Origin of the sequence: Cobetia sp. 1CM21F, from assembly GCF_023161745.1 — a bacterium.
Lineage (GTDB): Bacteria > Pseudomonadota > Gammaproteobacteria > Pseudomonadales > Halomonadaceae > Cobetia > Cobetia amphilecti.
This window is the reverse complement of sequence record NZ_JALNTQ010000001.1, coordinates 487780-506285: the sequence shown is the minus strand read 5'-3', so window position 1 is coordinate 506285 and position 18506 is coordinate 487780. Positions and strand designations below refer to the sequence as shown.

Below are 18506 nucleotides of genomic sequence, written 5' to 3'. Positions count from 1 at the left end.
GTCGGGACAGACAGTTGAGTCACGAAAACACGATGCTGAAAGAGGCTCGGCGACATTCATCTGCCGTACATGTTTAACAGCGCGTTTTCATAAAGACTTGTGCAGGACACTCGGGACAGTTAAGCGCCCACACCAGATCAAGGGCGATTATAGACCGAGTCAACTGCGAGGTGAAGTCTTAAATAACATGTTTCCAAAGTATGCAATCTTTCCGATCAATGCAATAGCCAGCAAAAAAACAGTACTCACTACCCAGGCACTTCATTATCCCCTGTCACAACTGAAGACAGGCCTGCCAAAAGCATCTCTGCCACAACACGAAGAAGTCTTTACCACGACCTGATATCAGGCTTGAGGGCCCGCCATCACTGGACCTCCAATATTCACGGGATATGCACAATTCATGACAACAACCCACAAGGAAGTATTATGCAACCACTTTCCCGTTGGCGTGGCGGCGTCAGATTGCAGACTTTCGATGTAGAGCTGTCATTGCCTGCGCACCTCGAAAAGCATGCACCTGAACGAACAACAGAAGTCCATACTAAAGCAGGTGGCGAACTAATAGTGGTGCAAAATGCAACACTTTCTCCAGAAAGCGTCACTTCAAAAACACCGTCAACCTGATAGAATGGTCAAAGTTGACAAAGATTGAGCCGTCATCACGCCATTCCACACTCCCGCCACTCGCAGAGACACTCCATGCCATTTTCCCAGATGCCGACCCGCGCTACGGACTCACTTTCTCTCTGGCACCCTTATACCCAGATGCAGGACATGCCAGCGCCATTGGAGGTGGTCGGCGGCACGGGAGCCCGCATGACATTGGCGGGAGGTGAGACACTGCTGGATGCGACATGTTCCTGGTGGTGCATGATCCATGGCTACGGACACCCACGTCTCGTCGCGGCCATTCAGCAGCAAGCGGCAGAACTCTGCCATGTGATGCTGGGCGGCATTCGCCATCGACCGGCCAAGGAGCTTGCCGATGCGCTGGTGCGCGTCACCCCCGAGGGCCTGAATCATGTCTTCTTCTCGGATAGCGGCTCGGTGGGCATGGAAGTCGCCATGAAGATGGCAGTGCAATATCAGCAACAGCGCAAAGACCGCGATGACACGCGCGGACGAACGCGCATGCTGTCATTGATGAAGGCCTATCACGGCGATACGGCGGGCTGCATGGCAGTGTGTGACCCCGAGGAAGGCATGCATTCCCTGTTCGCCGATTTCCTGCCCAGACATCATTTCGCACCGGCACCGACTGCCGGTTTCAGCGCCAGTCGTGAAGAGGTAGCAGACGATATCAGCGCATTGCGCGCCTGTCTGGAAACACACCAGCATGAGATAGCGGCATTGTTGATGGAGCCTCTGTTACAGGCGGCAGGTGGCCTCAACATGTACTCGCCCTACTATCTCGAGGCGGCGCGCGAGTTATGTGATGAGTTCGGGATCGTATTGATCTTCGATGAAGTCGCGACCGGCTTCGGTCGGACCGGCAAGATGTTTGCCTGTGAACACGCCAATGTCTCTCCCGACATCATGGTGCTCTCCAAGGGACTGACGGGGGGATATCTGGGACATGCCGCCACCCTGGCCCAGAGTCATATCTTCCATGCATTTGATGGCGAGGATGCCAATAGCGCCTTCATGCACGGCCCGACCTTCATGGGCAATCCGCTAGCCTGTCGGGTAGCACTGGAAAGTCTCGCGGTATTCGAGGAAGAGAATTATCTGGGCAAGATTGCCGAGCTCAATCAATTGTTGCGCGACACCCTGCTGAATTTCTCCCACCCCGCCATTCGCGATATACGCGTATTGGGTGCCACGGCGGTGATAGAAGTGCACGATGCCAGCAGTCTGGCAGGCGCTCAGGCCCATGCCCGTGAACTGGGTGTCTGGTTACGCCCCTTCGGTCGCTGGCTCTATACCATGCCGGCCTATATCACCTCGCCGCAGGACTTGCGCCAGATCACCCATGCGATGACCAGCTACTTCGAGACCCTGGAACACTGATGCACTGATTGCACTGATACACAACACGACTGCCCCTGGCGATGTTCATCAAAGGCGATTGCCATCAGCGACAAGCACCATCAGGGGCAGCCACTCTCGAGCGCCACCAGTATCGAAAGCTATCACCATCAGAGACATTCACCCCCACAGACGGGCTTCGAGTGCCTGATAATCCTTTGGCGAGAGCTGACCGCCCTTGACCAGCTTCTTGAGGAAGTGACGATAACGACGCGCGACCTTGCGCCGCGCCAGCCAGGCGACACTGGTCGCCAGCGGAATGAAGTCAGGATTCGAGATACCGTCGATCAGCCACAATCTGGGCGGCTGGTCGTCGCTGAACTGGACCACGATATTGCGATCATTGAGATCAGACGGAATCAACCAGCGTTTCTCGAGATAGCGATAGAGATTGGCCAGCTCGCTCACCAGCACCTCGGTGCTCAGGCGCTCGGGGGTCTCGAGATGCACCTCGCGCAGTCGGCGTGACGTGGAGCCGTCACTGTCGAGAATCAGATCGAAGACCAGCCCGAGCCCCTCGGCGGTGGCGACACTGCCGTGGTAGGCAGGCACATAGGACCAGTCGCGCATGCCACGTCTGACCAGGCCCTCGAAATAGCGTTGCTCGCGTTCATTCTGGCGGCTGCCCTTGTCAGGGTAACGCGGGACCTTGATGCAGCGATGGGGGTCGTTCGGGTCCTGATAGACACGCCGATCATTTCCCATGCCGATGACGCGGGCATTTTCCAGCTCCAGCATGCGCACTCCTGTTGAATAACGCCTGCGACTGCAGCCGCCGGGCAGCGTGGCATTCTACAAAAAGCCGTCATGGCACGCCAACTTGTGCCATTTGGCAGCGCCCACGTTCATCGGCCATTCAGCTTGCGTTGCCCTTCTGGTAAGATAATGCGCCGTTTTTGACGGCATTCAGGAGGAAGCCGCAGGAACACTGCGACAGCAAGGCATTCGTCACGAATGTACACGTCATGCGAGGCATTGCCCCGGGATCGGGTGGCCACGCACCCACAGTTCGCCCGCTCTGTCCGCAACACTCCCAAAGCTGGCACAACCCCACATAGAGGTACTCGCATGAATGCGGTAATTCTGGCCGTCCTGGTCATGGTCGGCCTGTCGTTGGCTCGCGTCTCGGTCGTCTTCGCGCTGGTCGCCGGCGCCCTGGTCGGCGGTCTGTTCAGCGGTCTGTCTCTGACCGACACGCTCGGCGCCTTCAATGACGGTGTCGGTGGCGGCGCCAAGGTCGCGCTGGCCTACGCCACCCTCGGTGCCTTCGCCGTCGCCCTGTCTCGCTCCGGATTGCCGGACCTGCTCGCCGCACGCCTGATCGGCCTGCTCAATGGCGAAAGCACGCCACGCCGCCAGACAGCCATCAAGTACGGCCTGCTGGGCAGCGTGACCCTGGTCGCGATTTCCTCCCAGAACCTGATTCCGGTCCACATCGCCTTCATCCCGATCCTGATTCCGCCGCTGCTGGTCGCCATGAACCGCCTGCGCCTGGATCGTCGTGCCGTGGCCTGTGCACTGACCTTCGGCCTGACCGCGCCCTACATGCTGCTGCCGGTCGGTTTCGGCTCCATCTTCCTCAACGACATCCTGCTGGCCAACATCAATGAGGCCGGCCAGTCGCTCGGTCTCGACGTGACCCGCGGCATGGTGCCGATGGCGATGGCGATTCCGGTCGGCGGCATGTTCCTCGGCCTGCTGACGGCGCTGTTCGTCTCCTACCGCAAGCCGCGTGACTACGCGACCCGCGAGATCAAGTCCAGCAACGTACCGCACCACACGCCCATGCACACGCCGTCCAAGAGCGGCCTGATCATGGCAGGCGTTGCCATCATCGCCGCCCTCGGCATTCAGCTGTATTCCGGCTCGATGATTCTCGGCGGCCTGGTCGGCTTCGCCATCCTCTCGCTGGGTGGCCTGTTCAAGTGGAACGAAGCGGATGACCTCTTCACGTCCGGCATGCGCATGATGGCGCTGATCGGCTTCATCATGATCTCGGCGGCAGGTTTCGCTTCCGTGATGAAGGCCACCGGCGACATCCAGACCCTGGTCGACGCCTCCTTCCACATCATCGGTGACAACAAGCCGCTGGCCGCGCTGGTCATGCTGATGGTCGGTCTGTTCATCACCCTCGGCATCGGCTCCAGCTTCTCGACCATTCCGATCATTGCCGCCATCTACGTGCCGCTGGCGCTGCAATTCGGCTTCTCGCCGCTGGCTACCGTCGCGCTGATCGGCACCGCCGCCGCGCTGGGGGATGCCGGTTCACCGGCCTCTGACTCGACCCTCGGCCCGACGGCCGGCCTGAATGTCGATCAGCAGCACGACCACATCTGGGACAGCGTGGTGCCGACCTTCATCCACTACAACATCCCGCTGATCGTGTTCGGCTGGGTGGCCGCGATGACGCTGTAATCCGCTGAGCATCAGTCTCGCGCCCAAGCGAGATGCCAGACATGCCAACGCCCGGCAGAGAGGACTCTCCTCACTGTCGGGCGTTGTCGTTGCGCAGCCGGCTCAGGCGCAATGAATGGGCACAGCTACTGGACAGCCATCCAGTCTTTTAGCATGATGCGCGCATGCGCAAGATCCTCCACGCCGACTGCGATTGCTTCTATGCCGCCGTCGAGATGCTCCGCCATCCCGAGTGGCGCGAGGTGCCCATCGCCATCGGTGGCCGCACCGAGCAACGCGGTGTCATCGCCACCTGCAACTATCCCGCGCGCGCCTTCGGCGTACGCTCGGCGATGTCGACTGCCCGCGCGCTGCGCCTGTGCCCACAGCTGATTCTGGTGCCACCGGACTTCGAGCGTTACCGGGCCGTTTCCGCCGAGATCCAGTCACTCTTCCATGAGCTGACGCCCCTGGTGGAGCCCCTCTCGCTGGATGAGGCCTATCTGGATGTCAGCGCCGTGACTGACTTTCAGGGCAGCGCCACCTGGATGGCGCGCTGGTTGAAGGAAGAGGCGCTCAAGCGCACCGGCATCACGCTTTCCCTTGGCGTGGCCGCCAACAAGTTTCTGGCCAAGATCGCCAGTGACTGGGAAAAGCCCGACGGCCTGACAGTGATCACGCCCGAGACCAGCGACGCCTTCATCCGCCAGCTGCCCGTCGGCAAGCTGCACGGAGTCGGCCCCGCGACGCTGGCGCGTCTGACACGCCTGGGCATCACCACCTGCGAGGACATGCGCACCACGCCGTTGACGACCCTGGCCGAGCACTTCGGCAAGTTCGGCACCCGCCTGCACGAGCTGGCACACGGCATCGATGAGCGACCGGTGCGTGTCGAGCGCGAGCGCAAGTCGATCAGTGTCGAGCACACCTTCGATCACGACCTGCCCGACCTGCCGGCCTGCCTCGAGCGCCTGCCCGCCCTGCTCGAACGCCTGACCAGCCGTCACGCCCGCCATGACCAGCCGGTGCTGGCCAAGCAGTTCGTCAAGATCCGCTTCAGCAACTTCGAGAGCACCACGCTGGAAAGCCTGCTCCCCGCCTCGACCACCACGCTGCCGAGCGCCAACAGCTTCGCCCTGCTGATGGAGCAAGCCTGGCAACGCGGCCATCGCCCTGTCCGCCTGCTGGGCGTCGGGGTGCGCCTCAAGGCCCGCGAGGACGCCCAGCAGCTGGGATTGTTCTAGCTCGCGCCAGGCGCGCCCCCCCATCCCGAAAACAACAAAGCCGGCACCTGAAACAGGTACCGGCTTCTTCGTCACGACCTCAGGTCGATGACAGACTCATGCGCTGAGCAAGCGGGGCTCAGGCGAAGACGATGGTCTTGTTGCCGTGGATCAGCACGCGATCCTGCAGGTGCCAGCGCAGGCCGCGCGCCAGCACTTTCTGCTCGACATCACGGCCGATGCGCACCAGTTCCTCGGCGGTATGACAGTGAGTGACGCGGTGGATGTCCTGCTCGATGATCGGGCCGGCATCCAGTTCTTCGGTCACGTAATGGCAGGTCGCCCCGATCAGCTTGACCCCACGCCCGAAGGCCTGGTGATACGGCTTGGCGCCCACGAAGGAAGGCAGGAAGCTGTGGTGGATGTTGATCAGACGACCGGCATAGCGCTCACACAGACTCGGCGGAATGATCTGCATGTAGCGCGCCAGCACGATGCAATCGGCTTGGGATTCTTCCACCAGACGCTCGACCTCGGCAAAGGCCGGCGCCTTGTCATTCTTGTCGACCGGCACGTGATGGAACGGAATGCCGTGCCATTCCACCAGCGAGCGCATGTCATCGTGGTTGGAAATGACGCAGGGAATCTCGCAATCCAGATCACCGGACTGCCAGCGATGCAGCAGGTCCACCAGGCAATGGGAGTCCTTGGAGACCATCAGCACGACACGCTTCTTGGCGGCGGTGTCATGCACGCGCCACTGCATGCCGAACTCTTCACCGATCGGGGCGAAGCGCTTGCCGAGCTCAGCGGCGCTCAGGCCGATGGTTTCGGGGTTGATCTCATAGCGCATGAAGAAACGACCGGCGCCAAGATCAGAATGCTGATTGGCTTCGGTGATCCACCCGCCCTGCTCGGCGATGAAAGTGGAAACTCGGGCAACAATTCCGACCTGATCAGGGCAGGACACCACCAGGCGATAGGCGTGAGACATCGTAAGTTCAACCATTGTGATAGCGGGAATGATGTTCAGCCGGCGAAGCGCCGGCCTGCGCGAGGAATCATGACACCGCCCGTAAGCAGCCCCTCGGCAAAGGTGGGCTATTGTAGCTGATCACGCGGCCTGAAACAGTGCTGCGCCCCGATTCTGTCCATATGGTCAATACGACATTGCGATCAGCGGCCATCACGCCGGCCCACCCCAAGGCGTCACGCGAACGGCCGGGCCGCCCTCGAATCGACTCGACCGGACAACAGCGCCATTTGTGGCGCTTCGCGGGATTCCCGTATAGTTGAGCCACATTTTATAGATGGCATGACATCCATGTTGAAACCCCGCGTTCAAGTCCGTCAGAGACAACGTCCGCCGCTGCACCTGCTACCACTGGGTGGCTGCGGCGAGATCGGCATGAATCTGACGCTGTATGGTTATCAGGATCACTGGATTGCCGTGGATTGCGGCATGATGATTCGCCAGGACCTGCCGGAAGGTCCGCTGCAGGTGCCGGATATCGAGTCCCTGGCAAGCCTGGGCATCAGCCCGCAGATGCTGGTGATCACCCATGGCCACGAAGACCACATCGGCGCGGTCGCCTGGCTGTGGCCAAAATGGCGCTGCCCGATCATCGCCACGCCCTTGGCCGCTGGCCTGCTGCGCGCCAAGTTTGCCGAGCGCGAGCTGGAAACCTCCAGCCTGCAGATCATCGAGGTGGATGAAGGTTTTGAATCCGGCCCCTTCGCGCTGCGATTGCTGCCGCTGACCCACTCCATTCCGGAAAGCTGCTCGTTGTTGATCGTCACGCCAGAATATCGCGTGATGCATACCGGCGACTGGAAGCTGGACCCGGAGCCGTTGATCGGCGAGCCCACTGATCCGGAGCGCTATCAAGCACTGGCGCCGGTCGATCTGGTCGTCGGCGACTCCACCAATGCGCCGCTGGCGGGTCATTCGCGTAGTGAAGGCGAGGTAGCACGCGCACTGGAGAAGACGCTGGCCGGCTGTCGCGGACGCGTCGTCGTGACCTGCTTTGCCAGCAACCTGGCCCGCATCCTGGCGCTGGGGCGCGCCGCCGCACGCAATGGTCGCCGCATCACGCTGCTGGGTCGCTCGATGGAGCGTATGGTGCGCGTCGCCCGCGGTCTCGGCTATCTGGAAGACTTCCCGCCGCTGGTCCCGGTGAAGGACCTGGGCTACCTGCCCCCGGAAGAGGTCATGGTGATCGCCACCGGCAGTCAGGGCGAGCCGCGCGCCGCGCTGTCACGCCTGGCCAATTCCCGCCATCCTGACTTCGAGCTGGCTGCCGGCGACACCGTGATCTTCTCTTCCAAGGCGATTCCCGGCAATGAGCTGGCCATCGGCAAGCTGCACAACGCCTTGACACGCCTCGGCGTCGGCATCATGGAAGAGAAGCAGTTCCCGGACCTGCATGCCTCCGGGCACCCGGCGCAGGAAGAATTGCGCACCTTCTATGGCTGGCTGAAACCGGTACGCCTGCTGCCGGTGCATGGCGAATATCGCCACCAGCTCGCTCACACCCAGGTGGCACAGTCCCTGGGCATCGAGGCACCGCTGATTCCCGTCAATGGTGACGTGATTCGCCTCGATGCTCAGGGGCTGTCGGTGGAAAAACGCCTGACACTGCACGAGCGCATCATCGAGCATGACAAGGTGCGCCCGCTGGATTCCATGGACCGCCGTGCCCGCGCGCGTCTCGGCCGGCATGGCAGCGTCTCACTGGCGTTGCCCGTCACGCTGCAGGAGGCCGGCTGGGTTCGCATCGGCCGCTTGATGCTGGATATCAGCGGCACCTCGAGCCTGGATGAAGACAGCTTCGCCGAGTGGCTGGATGACACCCTGGCAGGCCTGGATGCCAGCAATGAACGTGAACTCAAGCAGCAACTCGATGGCCGCATCAATCGCTGGCTGCGCAACCATCTGCGCCATGAGCCGGTGCTATTCCTGCATATCATGGCCATGAATCAGGAGTGAGTGTCGAGCCATCATTGAAGTGATGGCCGCCTTGAGCTCACTGCCCTGCACAAAGCAGCGCATGAAAAAGCCCGCCCGGGAAATACCGGGCGGGCTTTTCTGCTGCTGGGAGGCGCTCAGGGACTGGTGATGGCGAGATTGCCGACTTGCCGGCTGGCAATCTCGATCTCAAGCGCTTCAGCCACCTCCATGGCGTCAGGCCGAAGGTCTCAAACGGACTTGTTCTTCGGCGGACGGCCACGACGCTTGGGCTGATCACTGACCAGATCATCCACGGAAAGGCCAGCTTCGATCATCGCATCACGAATCTCGGCAAGCTTGCGCTCCTTGGCGATTTCTTCTTCGCGGCGCTGCTCATCTTCTTCGGCTTTCTGCTCGATCACCTCATTGATGACCTCGGAGAGCTTGTGCAGTTGTTCCATGGACAGCTGACGCGCTGCTGCACGAGCAACATTCTTGTTACGAGCGATCTTTTCGAGAGAATCGGCTGTCATTTCGCTACCTCCACCATATGCACTGAGCTGGAATCCCTGCGAGTCATCGCATTGGATGTGATAATGCAGCAAAGTATAAGCGCTAAATATGAACTAACAAGCCTTGTCAAAAGCAAGGCAGTGTTTCCATAGGATAGACCAACAAAAACCCCGCTTGATAGCGGGGTTTTTGTGAGCGCCTGTGAGTTATCCGGGCTGGCTCGATCAACATGAGCGTCACGACTGATGACGAAAAAGGACTCAGCCTCCCGTCATGTTCATGAAGCGAACGATCTGGACATCACCGTCCGTCGTGAAGTGATGACGCTCGGGCTTGAGGTGCATGGCATCGATGATCGCGGCCTTGAGCGGCTCGATGTCACCCGGGTGGCGACGCATGATGTCACGCAGGTCAAGCGAGTGCTCATTGCCAAGACACAGCAACAGACGCCCCTCTACCGTGACGCGAACGCGGTTGCAGGTCGAGCAGAAGTTATGACTGTGCGGTGAGATGAATCCCACCCGTGATTCGCTGTCCGCCATGCGGAAATAGCGGGCCGGCCCCAGACTGTCTTCAAGCGTGGGAATCAGCGGATAACGCGTCTCGATGCGCGCCTGGACATCATCACTGGAGCAGAAGGTCTCGTCACGACCGTGGTCCGAGACCTGGCCCAGCGGCATCTCCTCGATGAAGCTGATGTCCAACCCTTCCTCACGCGCGAATTCGACCAGCGACACCACTTCGTGATCATTGCGCCCCTTCAGCACCACTGCATTGAGCTTGATGCGGAAGCCTTCCTCGCGCGCAGCACGGATGCCGGCGATCACCTTGTTCAGGTCGCCGGTACGCGTCAGCGCCTTGAAGCGCTCCGGGTCCAGAGAATCAAGGCTGATATTGAGCCGTGACATGCCGGCGGCCTTCAACTGCGCGGCGTGCTTGGCAAGGCCCGCGCCGTTGGTGGTCATCGAGAAGTCCTTGAGCCCCTCGAGCGCGCCGATTTCATCGACCAGCTTGCCGATATCACGCCGCACCAGCGGCTCCCCGCCGGTCAGGCGAATCTTCTCGACCCCCAATTCCACGAAGGCGCGCGCCAGCAACGCGATCTCTTCGAGGCTCAAGACCTCGTCGCGCGGCAGAAAGGTCATCTCTTCGCTCATGCAATAGACGCAGCGAAAATCACAGCGGTCCGTCACTGACAGGCGAACATAGCGGATGCGACGACCGAAGTCATCGACCAGGGTTTCCATCACGACTCTCCCGAAAACTTGGGTGTTGCCAGCGCTGATTGTCTCTCTTCGCTGCTGGCCTCGGCCAATGAGTCATCAGCCTTGTGTTGCTCGACAAAGGGGGATACCGCTTCACCCTCTGCCATCACCGCGGACTCTGGATGCCAGCGCTCGAGTGCCTCGCGATCGCTCGAACGTTCCCGCACCCAATAATCTCCCGTGGCGGTGTGCTCCTTTTTCCAGAAAGGCGCCCGCGACTTGAGGTGGTCCATCAGGAAGTCACAGCCGGCAAAGGCAGCCTGACGATGCGCACTGGCGACCAGCACCAGCACGATATTGTCGCCGGGCTCGAGCCGTCCGACACGGTGAATGATGCGCACCCCGGTGAGCGGGAAGCGCTCGCGCGCCTCTGTGATCAAGCGTTCGAGGCTGCGCTCCGTCATGCCGGGATAGTGTTCCAGCGTCAGCGCGACGACATCCGGTCGCTGATTGAAATCACGCACCAGCCCCGTGAAGGACACCACGGCACCGATGTCGCCGCGCCCACGCGTCAGGACGTCCTGCTCGACACGCAGATCAAAATCGCTGGCCTGAATGCTGACCGAAAAGGCCTGCGAGGCTTCGTTTGCGACCCGGGTCATGTCAGCCCCCCGTCACCGGTGGGAAGAAGGCGACTTCATCACCGGCATTCAGTGGGTGGTCATCGCGCACCATGTCCTGATTGACGGCGCAAAGCACGCGAGTGTCATTGAGCGCTTCAAGCTGAGGGTCACGCAGCGCCAGGGTGCGCTTCAGGCCCCCGACCGTCGCTTCGGACAGCGTCGTCAGATTCAGCGCCAGGCTGTCGAGGTCCAGGCGTTCCCGCAGTTCCGCCAGGAAGAGGACCCGCACGGTGGCATCACCGCGTGCCGCCGGAGCGGCCTGTCCCGCTGTCGCTTCGATGGGCTCAGCTGTCGCAGAACGGCTTGGCTCAGCCGACGTCTGCTCGACAGCGGCGGCTTCGTCCGGGCGCTGCCAGTCACCACTCTTGCCGCCGGTCTTGGTCTCGAGCTGGATATCGCCGATCACGATACCCTTGTCGACCGCCTTGCACATGTCATAGAGCGTCAAGGCCGCCACCGAGGCCGCCGTCAGCGCCTCCATCTCGACACCGGTACGCCCATTGAGGCGGCACAGCACCTGAATTTCCACGCAGCTGTTGGCGCTATCCAGCGTGAAGTCGACCGTCACCTTGGAGAGCATCAAGGCATGACAGAGCGGAATCAGCTCATGAGTGCGCTTGGCCGCCTGGATACCGGCAATACGCGCCGTCGCCAGCACATCCCCTTTGGGCAGGCCACCTTCGGCGAGCAGGGCGAGCGTGGCAGGCAGCATGCTGACGCGTGCGCTGGCTCGTGCCTCGCGGCGGGTTTCCTGCTTGTCCGCAACATCCACCATATGGGCTTCGCCGCGTGCGTTGAGATGAGTAAGGCTCATGAGCTGTCTCGTATCCGTATCGGGTGCGCCTGACTGGCGGCAATCTCAGAAATACCAAAGCCTGAAGAAGCAGGCAGGCAAGCCCTGATGAACAGGACTGGCCAAGAAATTAGCAGACTATCTTTTCATGAATCAGCTGGCATGACCACTGCGAGGGAATCGCCTAGACGATGCCGCGACTGCCCAGCCACTGCACCATGACCGGCTCGCCGGCGTGAAGCGTGGCGCAGCCGGCGGGAATCTCGATCAGGCATTCGGCCAGCAACATCGAGGTCAGAATACCCGAGCCCTGCCGCCCCGTGGTCATCACCACCTGACGCCCCTGGTCATCCAGCACGATCTGGCCGCGATGATAGTCGACACGCTCGGCACGTGAGCGCAGCGTCTCGCCGGCGATCAGCTGCAGGCGCGGGGCTTGCCACTGCGCCAGGGTCGTCGTGGAGGCGCTCGCCTCAGTCTTCGCCTCAACCCTCGTCAACCGCTGCTGGCCCGACAACAGGCGCAGCGCGGGCAGCACGAACTGCAGGAAGGTGACCATGGTCGCCACCGGATTGCCCGGCAAGCCGAAGAACGGCACCTGGCCAGATGACGACGCGGCGTCGGCGGGAATGGCACGCAACATGCCGAACGCCAGCGGGCGCCCCGGACGCATGGCAATGCGCCACAGCGCGAGCTCACCACAGGCAGCGAGGGCGCTGCGCACATGATCGGCCTCGCCCACCGACACGCCGCCGGAGGTGATGACCATGTCGGCACGCGTCGCGGCATCACGCAGGGCAGCAGTCACGCTCGCCTCGTCATCGCTCAGGATGCCAAGATCCAGCACCTCGACGCCCTGATCGCGCAGCAGCGCCACGAGGCTGAAGCGATTGGCGTCATAGATACCGCCGGCCGGCAGTGTCTCGCCGGGGGCCGTGACCTCGTCACCGGTGGAGAAGATCGCCACCGTCAGCGGCCGATAGACAGCGACCTCGGCGAGCCCGAGCGACGCCAGCACGCCCACGGCGGCGGGCGTCAGCCACTGGCCCGGCACCATCACCTGGCTGCCGCGCGCGATGTCCTCTCCGGCCTGACGCACATTCTGGCCACGGCGAATGCTGGTCACGCCCTCGATCACCACCCGCTCGCCTGCTTCGCCCTCAGCTCGGTCCTCGCCCTGCGCGGAGCGATACTCGAGCTGCTCCTGCATGACGACGGTATCGGCGCCTGCGGGCAAGGCCGCACCGGTCGTGATGCGCATGGCCTCCCCCGCAGCGAGCGCCCGCCCCGTCCAGGGATGGCCCGCCAGCGAGCTGCCGATCACGCTCAGCTCGCAGTGATCGCTCAATTCGCCGCGATCGCTCAGGGGCTCGCCGCTCGCCGCGTCCGGCAATGAAGCCCGCGCCAGCGCGATGCCGTCCATCGCCGCGTTGGTCTGCGCCGGGACATCCAGCGGCGAGATGACCGTCTCGGCGAGCACACGTCCGGGCGCCTGCGCCAGAGCGACACGCTCGCTGCGTGGCGTGCGCATCACGCCCGCCAGGCTCTCCCCCAGCACGCTCAAGGCTTCATCGACACTCAGCATGCGCTCGCCGAAACGCGGATCGAAACACGACAGGCTCATGCGCCCACCTCGCCACGCGGCTTGCCGCCTTCCAGACGCCAATGCACCGGCCAGGCGGCGATCCAGGCGGCCAGCGCCTGAGGATCGTCAAGATCCAGCCGCTTGAGGTCCTGCGGCACATCATCACGAGGCGGCAGCTGCGCCGCCGGTGTCGCCAGCGCATGGATCCAGGGGTCCTCTGGGGCTCGCAGCGGCTTGCCCAAGGCCTCGCGGTACAGCTCAAGCTTGGGCAGCGGCCACTGCTTGAAGCCCTCGACCAGAATCAGGTCCACCTCCAGCCCCTCGAGCTGCGCCACCAGCTGCTCCAGATCGGCCTCCGCCTGGTCCGGCGTCTCCATCATCAGCGCAAAGCGCTTGGCGGACGCCACCAGCATCGGCACGGCACCGGCCGTTCGCAGACGATGGCTGTCCTTGCCCGGCGTATCGACATCGAAGGCATGATGCGCATGCTTGATCACGGCGACGCGGAGGCCGCGCGCTCTCAACTCGGGCAGCAACTGCTCGAGCAGCGTGGTCTTGCCGGTGCCGCTCCAGGCCGCGATGCCCAGCAGCGGACACGCTGACGCCGCCAGCCGTGCCTGCCAGGCGGGCGACATCCCGACTTCATGAGAAATATCACCACGCGGCGTGGGAGCATCACTGCGGGGGGAGGAATGTTCAGCACTGACAGCGGTATCAGCACGCTGGTCAGTCGTGAAGGAGGACTCAGGCATGAAGGTTCTCTTGATGATTCCGGCGTATGGCGGCCTGTCGACGGGCTCACCGCAGCGCTCCCGCGCCCGCAAGGGAAAAGATGACGATGCAATGCGGGCTGAGCGGATGCCATGAAGGTGAACACGCACGGCGCTCATTTCAATGGGCAACGGCTCGATATGAGCAAGGGTTCAATGGGGGCAACGACGCAGAGTGGCAAGACAGCCGCCAGAACCGCCAGACACGACACTTTTGAGGTGCAACGCCAAGGCCATCAATACCGGGCAGGCAAAGACAATAACCCGCCAGACTCCTGAAGAGACGCCCCCATCGATGACCATTTGCATCACAATGACACACTCTGGGCGTGCAAGCGGGAACGGATGACACGCATAGGACGTCAGGAAAGAAGCGCGCTCAGCGCGAGCCGGCTTCCATCTCACGGCATTCTTCAAGGGTATTGAGATTGGCGAAGTCCTGCTCGCTGCCCGCCTGCACCTTGAGCCAGACATGCTGATCGAACCAGCGGTCGATCTTGCGCTCGCCAGCGGCCAGCGCCGCCTGCAGCGAGGGCAGCAGGCCACGGTGCATGAGACAGATCACCGGATGGTAACGGAACTCGTCTGCCGCCACGGCCAGCAGCGCAGGCCCGGCATCAACCGCGTGACCGCCTTCGACAGTGAAGCCTTCCAGATGATCGCCGTTGGCATGGTCGATCAGCGCCACGCTCAGCGTCTCGACCAATTCATTGGGCAGATGCGGCACATCGCAGGCCACCATCATCACCCAGGGCGTCCGCGCTGCCGCCAGCGCACTGGCCATGCCCATCAGGGGACCGTGGTAGCCCTGCTCGCTGTCTTCGACCAGCGGATGCCCATAGGCGGCATATTCGGCGTGCGAGCGGTTGGCATTGATCAGCAGCTCACCCACCTGGGGGGTCAGGCGCGCCAGTACATGCGCCACCAGCGGCACCTCATTGAGCATGACCAGTCCCTTGTCGACGCCACCCATGCGCCGCGCCTGGCCACCGGCCAGCACCACCCCGGTGATATTGGCGGGCGTGAGCGAGGCCTTGAGCTGCTCGGCATCGCTCGACAGTGGCGTGGCGTCAGAGGTGTGATTGGAGCTCGGCATGAAGGCGTATCCCGGTCGAGTGCGCAAAGGCGCAGGTAATGTCATGCAGCAGGGCCGCTGGCAGAGCATCCAGTGCAAGCGGCTGATGAACAAGGCTTTCTCAGCCCTGAAGCTTGAGGTGCTTGCACTGAAGGCTCAGCCCATGAAGACGACTCAGCCCGCTGTGGGCTCAGTGTGCAGGCTGGCAGCGCTCAGCGTCCAGCGCGCACTCGAGCCCTGACTCAAGGCATTGTCCTGATGCGAGGACAGGATCACCGCACACCCCTGCTGGCACATCTGCTCCAGTCGCAGCGCCAACTGCTCGACGGCGGCCTGATCCAGATTGGCGGCAGGCTCATCCAGCAACAGCACCGGCGGACGCGACAACCAGGCGCGCGCCAATGCCAGTCGCGCCCGCTCGCCACCCGACAATGAGCGGGCGGGCTGTCGGGCCTGATCGCTCAGTCCGCTCCAGCGCAGCATCTCCTCGACCTGATCGCGCTGCTGGCCGGCAGAGCCGCTGTCGGGTTGCCAGCGAGCCGCCAGCACCAGATTGCCGGCCACGCTGGTGTCGAACAGATACGGCTGCTGGTGCAGGTAGCGCACCGGATGAGCGTCACGGGTCTGCCATTCAAGCTTGCCGCCTGTCGCTGGCTGCATGCCGGCCAGCACGCGCAGCAGCGTGGTCTTGCCGCTGCCGTTGTCACCCTTGAGGTGCACCCAGCCGGACGCCGGGGTCGGCGCCCAATCCAGCGCCGCCACATGCCACAACAGGCGCCCTTGCGCCTCAACGCACTCGCCGGATGCCTGCGCCGCAGGCGGCAAGCGATATTCAAGGCCGCGCACACGCAACAGAGGGGCAACGCTTGCGTCGGCAGCGAGTACCTGGGCAGCAGACGGCGAGGCTTGAGCGAAGCCTGTCCCCGTCACCGGGCAGGAGGGGTCGCCCGGGGGAACAGACGAGGACGAAGAACTAGGGGGGAACATCATGACTCCATACGACGATTCAGCCTGACGCGATCAGTGCTGGTGTGCTTGTCTCAACGGGCTGGCAGGCGGCTTGCAGACTGTGGGGGCAGAACGTGACTGGCGGCGAGGCCGCGGGTCACGCCTGTACCACCAGTTGACCGCGACCGCGCAACAGCCCCAGCATCAGATTGAGCGCCAGTGCCAACACCAGCAATACCATGCCCAGGGCAACCCCCTGGGCATACTCGCCCTTGAGGGTTTCCAGCGCGATGGCCGTGGTGATATTGCGCGTGAAACCGGCAATGTTACCACCCACCATCATGGCGCAACCCACTTCAGCGATGATTCTACCAAACGCGGCCACCAACGCCGCCATCACGCCGAACCGGGCTTCCATCACCAGCCGCCACAGCGCCGCCCGGCGCGACGCCCCCAGCTGCAAGGCCGTCTCCCAAGCACGCTTGTCGACGCCCGCCAGCGCGGCATGCAGCATCACCACCAGAATCGGCAGGGCGAGCAGAATCTGCCCGATCACCATCGCCGGCTGGGTGAACAGCAGATGCCAGTCGCCCAGCGGGCCAGCGCGCGACAGCAGGATGAACAGCAGCAGACCCACCACCACGGTGGGGACGGCCATCAGGGTATTGATCAGCGAGATCAGCAGCCAGCGCCCCGGGAAGGCACAGCGAACCAGTACGAAGGCGATCAACAGTGCCGGTGGCACCGCGATCAACATCGCCATCAACGAGACACGAAACGACACGCCGATGATCTCCCACAGCGCGCCATCCATGCTCAGCAGGAGGCTCATGGCCTCCTGCGTGGTTTGCCACAAGCTCACGAACGCGGCTCGGCCTGTGCGCCCTGCGCCTTCACCGGCGTGCGCTCAGAGGCGCGGTCGGCTGTCTGGCGAGCATCGAAGCCGGTCTCGCCGTGGCTGGCATGGAACAGCGCCTTGCCCTTTAGACGGTAATCATCGATTGCCTGCTGCCCTTCGCTGGAGATCAGCCATTGGGCCAGCTCACGCGCACCACGGGTATTGAGCCCGTCATGATTGGCAGGATTGACCAGAATCACCTGATAGGGGTTGAAGAGGCGCGCATCGCCCTCGACCAGAATCTCAAGCTCGAGCTTGTCTTCCATCGCAAGCCAGGTGCCACGATCGCTCAAGGTGTAATCCTGCAGCTCACTGGCCATGCTCAGCACCTTACCCATGCCCTGGCCGACGGCCTTGTAGCCGGAGAAGTCAGGGGTGACATCGGCACTCTGCCACAGGGCCAATTCCTTCTTGTGGGTGCCGGAATCATCGCCGCGCGAGATGAAGCCGGCATTGGCACCGGCGATCTTGCCCAGTGCCGCGTCCACATCCTGCATGCCATCGATGGCCGCCGGGTCCGCCTCGGGGCCGAGCAGCACGAAGTCGTTGTACATCACGCCATGCGGTTCGACACCGTAGCCGGCATCGACGAACTTGCGCTCGGCGCCCGGGGCGTGGGTCATCACCAGATCCACATCGCCATCCTGTCCCATGCGCAACGCCTTGCCGGTACCGACCGCGATGACCTGAATGGTGACATCGTGGGCTTCTTCATACTCCGGCAGCAGGTGATCGAGCAGGCCTGAATTGTAGGTGCTGGTCGTGGTGGCCAGACGGATGATGTCGTCGGCTGCCTGGGCCGGCAGAATGCTCAGCGCACCGAATGACAGGCCTGCGAGAGTGGCCAGCAGGCGACGAGAAGACAAGGTATGGCGTTGCGGCATGGGGGTGCTCCCTGAATATTTTTTCTGGCGTGACGGTCTTGATGACATCATTAACGTGAATGCTGACTCTGCAAACGACATGCCGAAAGCGCTGTGGTGACGAAACGGACGACCCAATAAAGGCTTTCAAGGCTTTGCCAGACAGCGCTGATACATGGACTGGCACGCAAGACAGCCGGCGATGATACCGGAATCTTCTCCAGCAGGCAGACTTGCCGGCTCCCGCCTGCTGTCGTCCCTGTCGTCCCTGACGCCCCTCTCGCCCCTCTCGCCCCTCTCGCCCCTCTCGCCCTCTCGCCCTGCTGACGTCGCTATCCCTAGTGGGGCGAATGACGCTGCTGAAATGGCACTGCCGGAATGGCCGAGAAAATACTGACAACAAGTCCAGGCATGACCACCACTGACCCATGACGACCCGATTGACGATTCATCGCCGGGCCTTGCGTAGCGCAACGGGACAGCCTGCCAACCCTGCGCGCCAGCGCCGCGTGCTGACAAGGCTGCAAGGCCCTGCCTGTGGCCAGCACAAGCAGAAAGAGGCAGCAATGTGGCAT

16 protein-coding genes and 1 pseudogene are annotated in these 18506 nt (G+C 62.5%); 5 read left to right on the top strand and 12 right to left on the bottom strand.

Annotated features, from left to right (window positions below; genetic code table 11):
• Window positions 1–429 precede the first annotated feature (429 nt).
• Both MSG32_RS02105 and bioA read left to right on the top strand, forming a co-directional pair.
• Window positions 430–627, top strand: a complete 198-nt coding sequence (locus MSG32_RS02105) for a hypothetical protein (protein WP_152965394.1) — start codon at window positions 430–432, stop codon at window positions 625–627.
• A gap of 75 nt (window positions 628–702) precedes the next feature.
• Window positions 703–2013 carry an adenosylmethionine--8-amino-7-oxononanoate transaminase gene (gene bioA, locus MSG32_RS02100; protein WP_248377255.1) on the top strand — a complete coding sequence of 437 codons (1311 nt, stop codon included), beginning with the start codon at window positions 703–705 and terminating at the stop codon, window positions 2011–2013.
• Between the two features lie 138 nt (window positions 2014–2151).
• Here the strand turns inward: bioA and MSG32_RS02095 are convergent, their stop codons facing one another.
• Window positions 2152–2769: a YrbL family protein gene (locus MSG32_RS02095; RefSeq protein WP_248377253.1), complete on the bottom strand. Its 618-nt coding sequence runs from the start codon at window positions 2767–2769 to the stop codon at window positions 2152–2154.
• Between the two features lie 330 nt (window positions 2770–3099).
• Here MSG32_RS02095 and MSG32_RS02090 point away from each other — a divergent pair, with 330 nt between their 5' ends.
• Window positions 3100–4446 carry a Na+/H+ antiporter family protein gene (locus MSG32_RS02090; RefSeq protein ID WP_043336774.1) on the top strand — a complete coding sequence of 449 codons (1347 nt, stop codon included), beginning with the start codon at window positions 3100–3102 and terminating at the stop codon, window positions 4444–4446.
• Window positions 4447–4610: 164 nt separating this feature from the next.
• Window positions 4611–5669: a DNA polymerase IV gene (dinB, locus tag MSG32_RS02085; RefSeq protein WP_054556292.1), complete on the top strand. Its 1059-nt coding sequence runs from the start codon at window positions 4611–4613 to the stop codon at window positions 5667–5669.
• 118 nt (window positions 5670–5787) lie between these two features.
• Here the strand turns inward: dinB and purU are convergent, their stop codons facing one another.
• Entirely contained in the window at window positions 5788–6642 is an 855-nt protein-coding gene (gene purU, locus MSG32_RS02080; protein ID WP_054556293.1) for a formyltetrahydrofolate deformylase, read from the bottom strand.
• 414 nt (window positions 6643–7056) lie between these two features.
• Between purU and MSG32_RS02075 the strand changes: the two genes are divergently transcribed.
• Complete coding sequence (locus tag MSG32_RS02075; RefSeq protein ID WP_043336797.1) at window positions 7057–8637, top strand: ribonuclease J; 1581 nt, start codon at window positions 7057–7059, stop codon at window positions 8635–8637.
• 209 nt (window positions 8638–8846) lie between these two features.
• Here the strand turns inward: MSG32_RS02075 and MSG32_RS02070 are convergent, their stop codons facing one another.
• The 10 genes and pseudogenes from MSG32_RS02070 to MSG32_RS02025 form a co-directional block, all read right to left on the bottom strand.
• Window positions 8847–9131 carry a hypothetical protein gene (locus MSG32_RS02070; RefSeq protein WP_043336782.1) on the bottom strand — a complete coding sequence of 95 codons (285 nt, stop codon included), beginning with the start codon at window positions 9129–9131 and terminating at the stop codon, window positions 8847–8849.
• Between the two features lie 240 nt (window positions 9132–9371).
• Window positions 9372–10358: a GTP 3',8-cyclase MoaA gene (moaA, locus tag MSG32_RS02065; protein WP_248377251.1), complete on the bottom strand. Its 987-nt coding sequence runs from the start codon at window positions 10356–10358 to the stop codon at window positions 9372–9374.
• A 158-nt stretch (window positions 10359–10516) separates the two neighbouring features.
• A pseudogene (locus MSG32_RS02060) lies at window positions 10517–10978 on the bottom strand (molybdenum cofactor biosynthesis protein MoaE); the annotation flags it as partial.
• Between the two features lies 1 nt (window position 10979).
• Window positions 10980–11813 (bottom strand): cyclic pyranopterin monophosphate synthase MoaC, encoded by an 834-nt coding sequence (gene moaC, locus MSG32_RS02055; RefSeq protein WP_248377249.1) that lies wholly within the window; start codon window positions 11811–11813, stop codon window positions 10980–10982.
• 163 nt (window positions 11814–11976) lie between these two features.
• A complete protein-coding gene (glp, locus tag MSG32_RS02050; protein ID WP_248377247.1) occupies window positions 11977–13416 on the bottom strand; it encodes a gephyrin-like molybdotransferase Glp in 1440 nt (479 codons plus the stop codon).
• Window positions 13413–14012 carry a molybdopterin-guanine dinucleotide biosynthesis protein B gene (gene mobB, locus MSG32_RS02045; RefSeq protein WP_248378401.1) on the bottom strand — a complete coding sequence of 200 codons (600 nt, stop codon included), beginning with the start codon at window positions 14010–14012 and terminating at the stop codon, window positions 13413–13415. Before mobB ends, glp begins: the two co-directional genes overlap by 4 nt.
• 514 nt (window positions 14013–14526) lie before the next feature.
• On the bottom strand, window positions 14527–15243 hold the full coding sequence (gene mobA, locus MSG32_RS02040) for a molybdenum cofactor guanylyltransferase (protein WP_248377245.1): 717 nt from the start codon (window positions 15241–15243) through the stop codon (window positions 14527–14529).
• Between the two features lie 153 nt (window positions 15244–15396).
• Window positions 15397–16209: an ATP-binding cassette domain-containing protein gene (locus MSG32_RS02035; RefSeq protein ID WP_248377243.1), complete on the bottom strand. Its 813-nt coding sequence runs from the start codon at window positions 16207–16209 to the stop codon at window positions 15397–15399.
• 118 nt (window positions 16210–16327) lie between these two features.
• Window positions 16328–17002, bottom strand: a complete 675-nt coding sequence (locus MSG32_RS02030) for an ABC transporter permease (RefSeq protein ID WP_199852303.1) — start codon at window positions 17000–17002, stop codon at window positions 16328–16330.
• A 26-nt stretch (window positions 17003–17028) separates the two neighbouring features.
• Window positions 17029–17952, bottom strand: coding sequence for a substrate-binding domain-containing protein (locus MSG32_RS02025; protein WP_215823197.1), 924 nt, complete (start codon window positions 17950–17952; stop codon window positions 17029–17031).
• Window positions 17953–18506 lie beyond the last annotated feature (554 nt).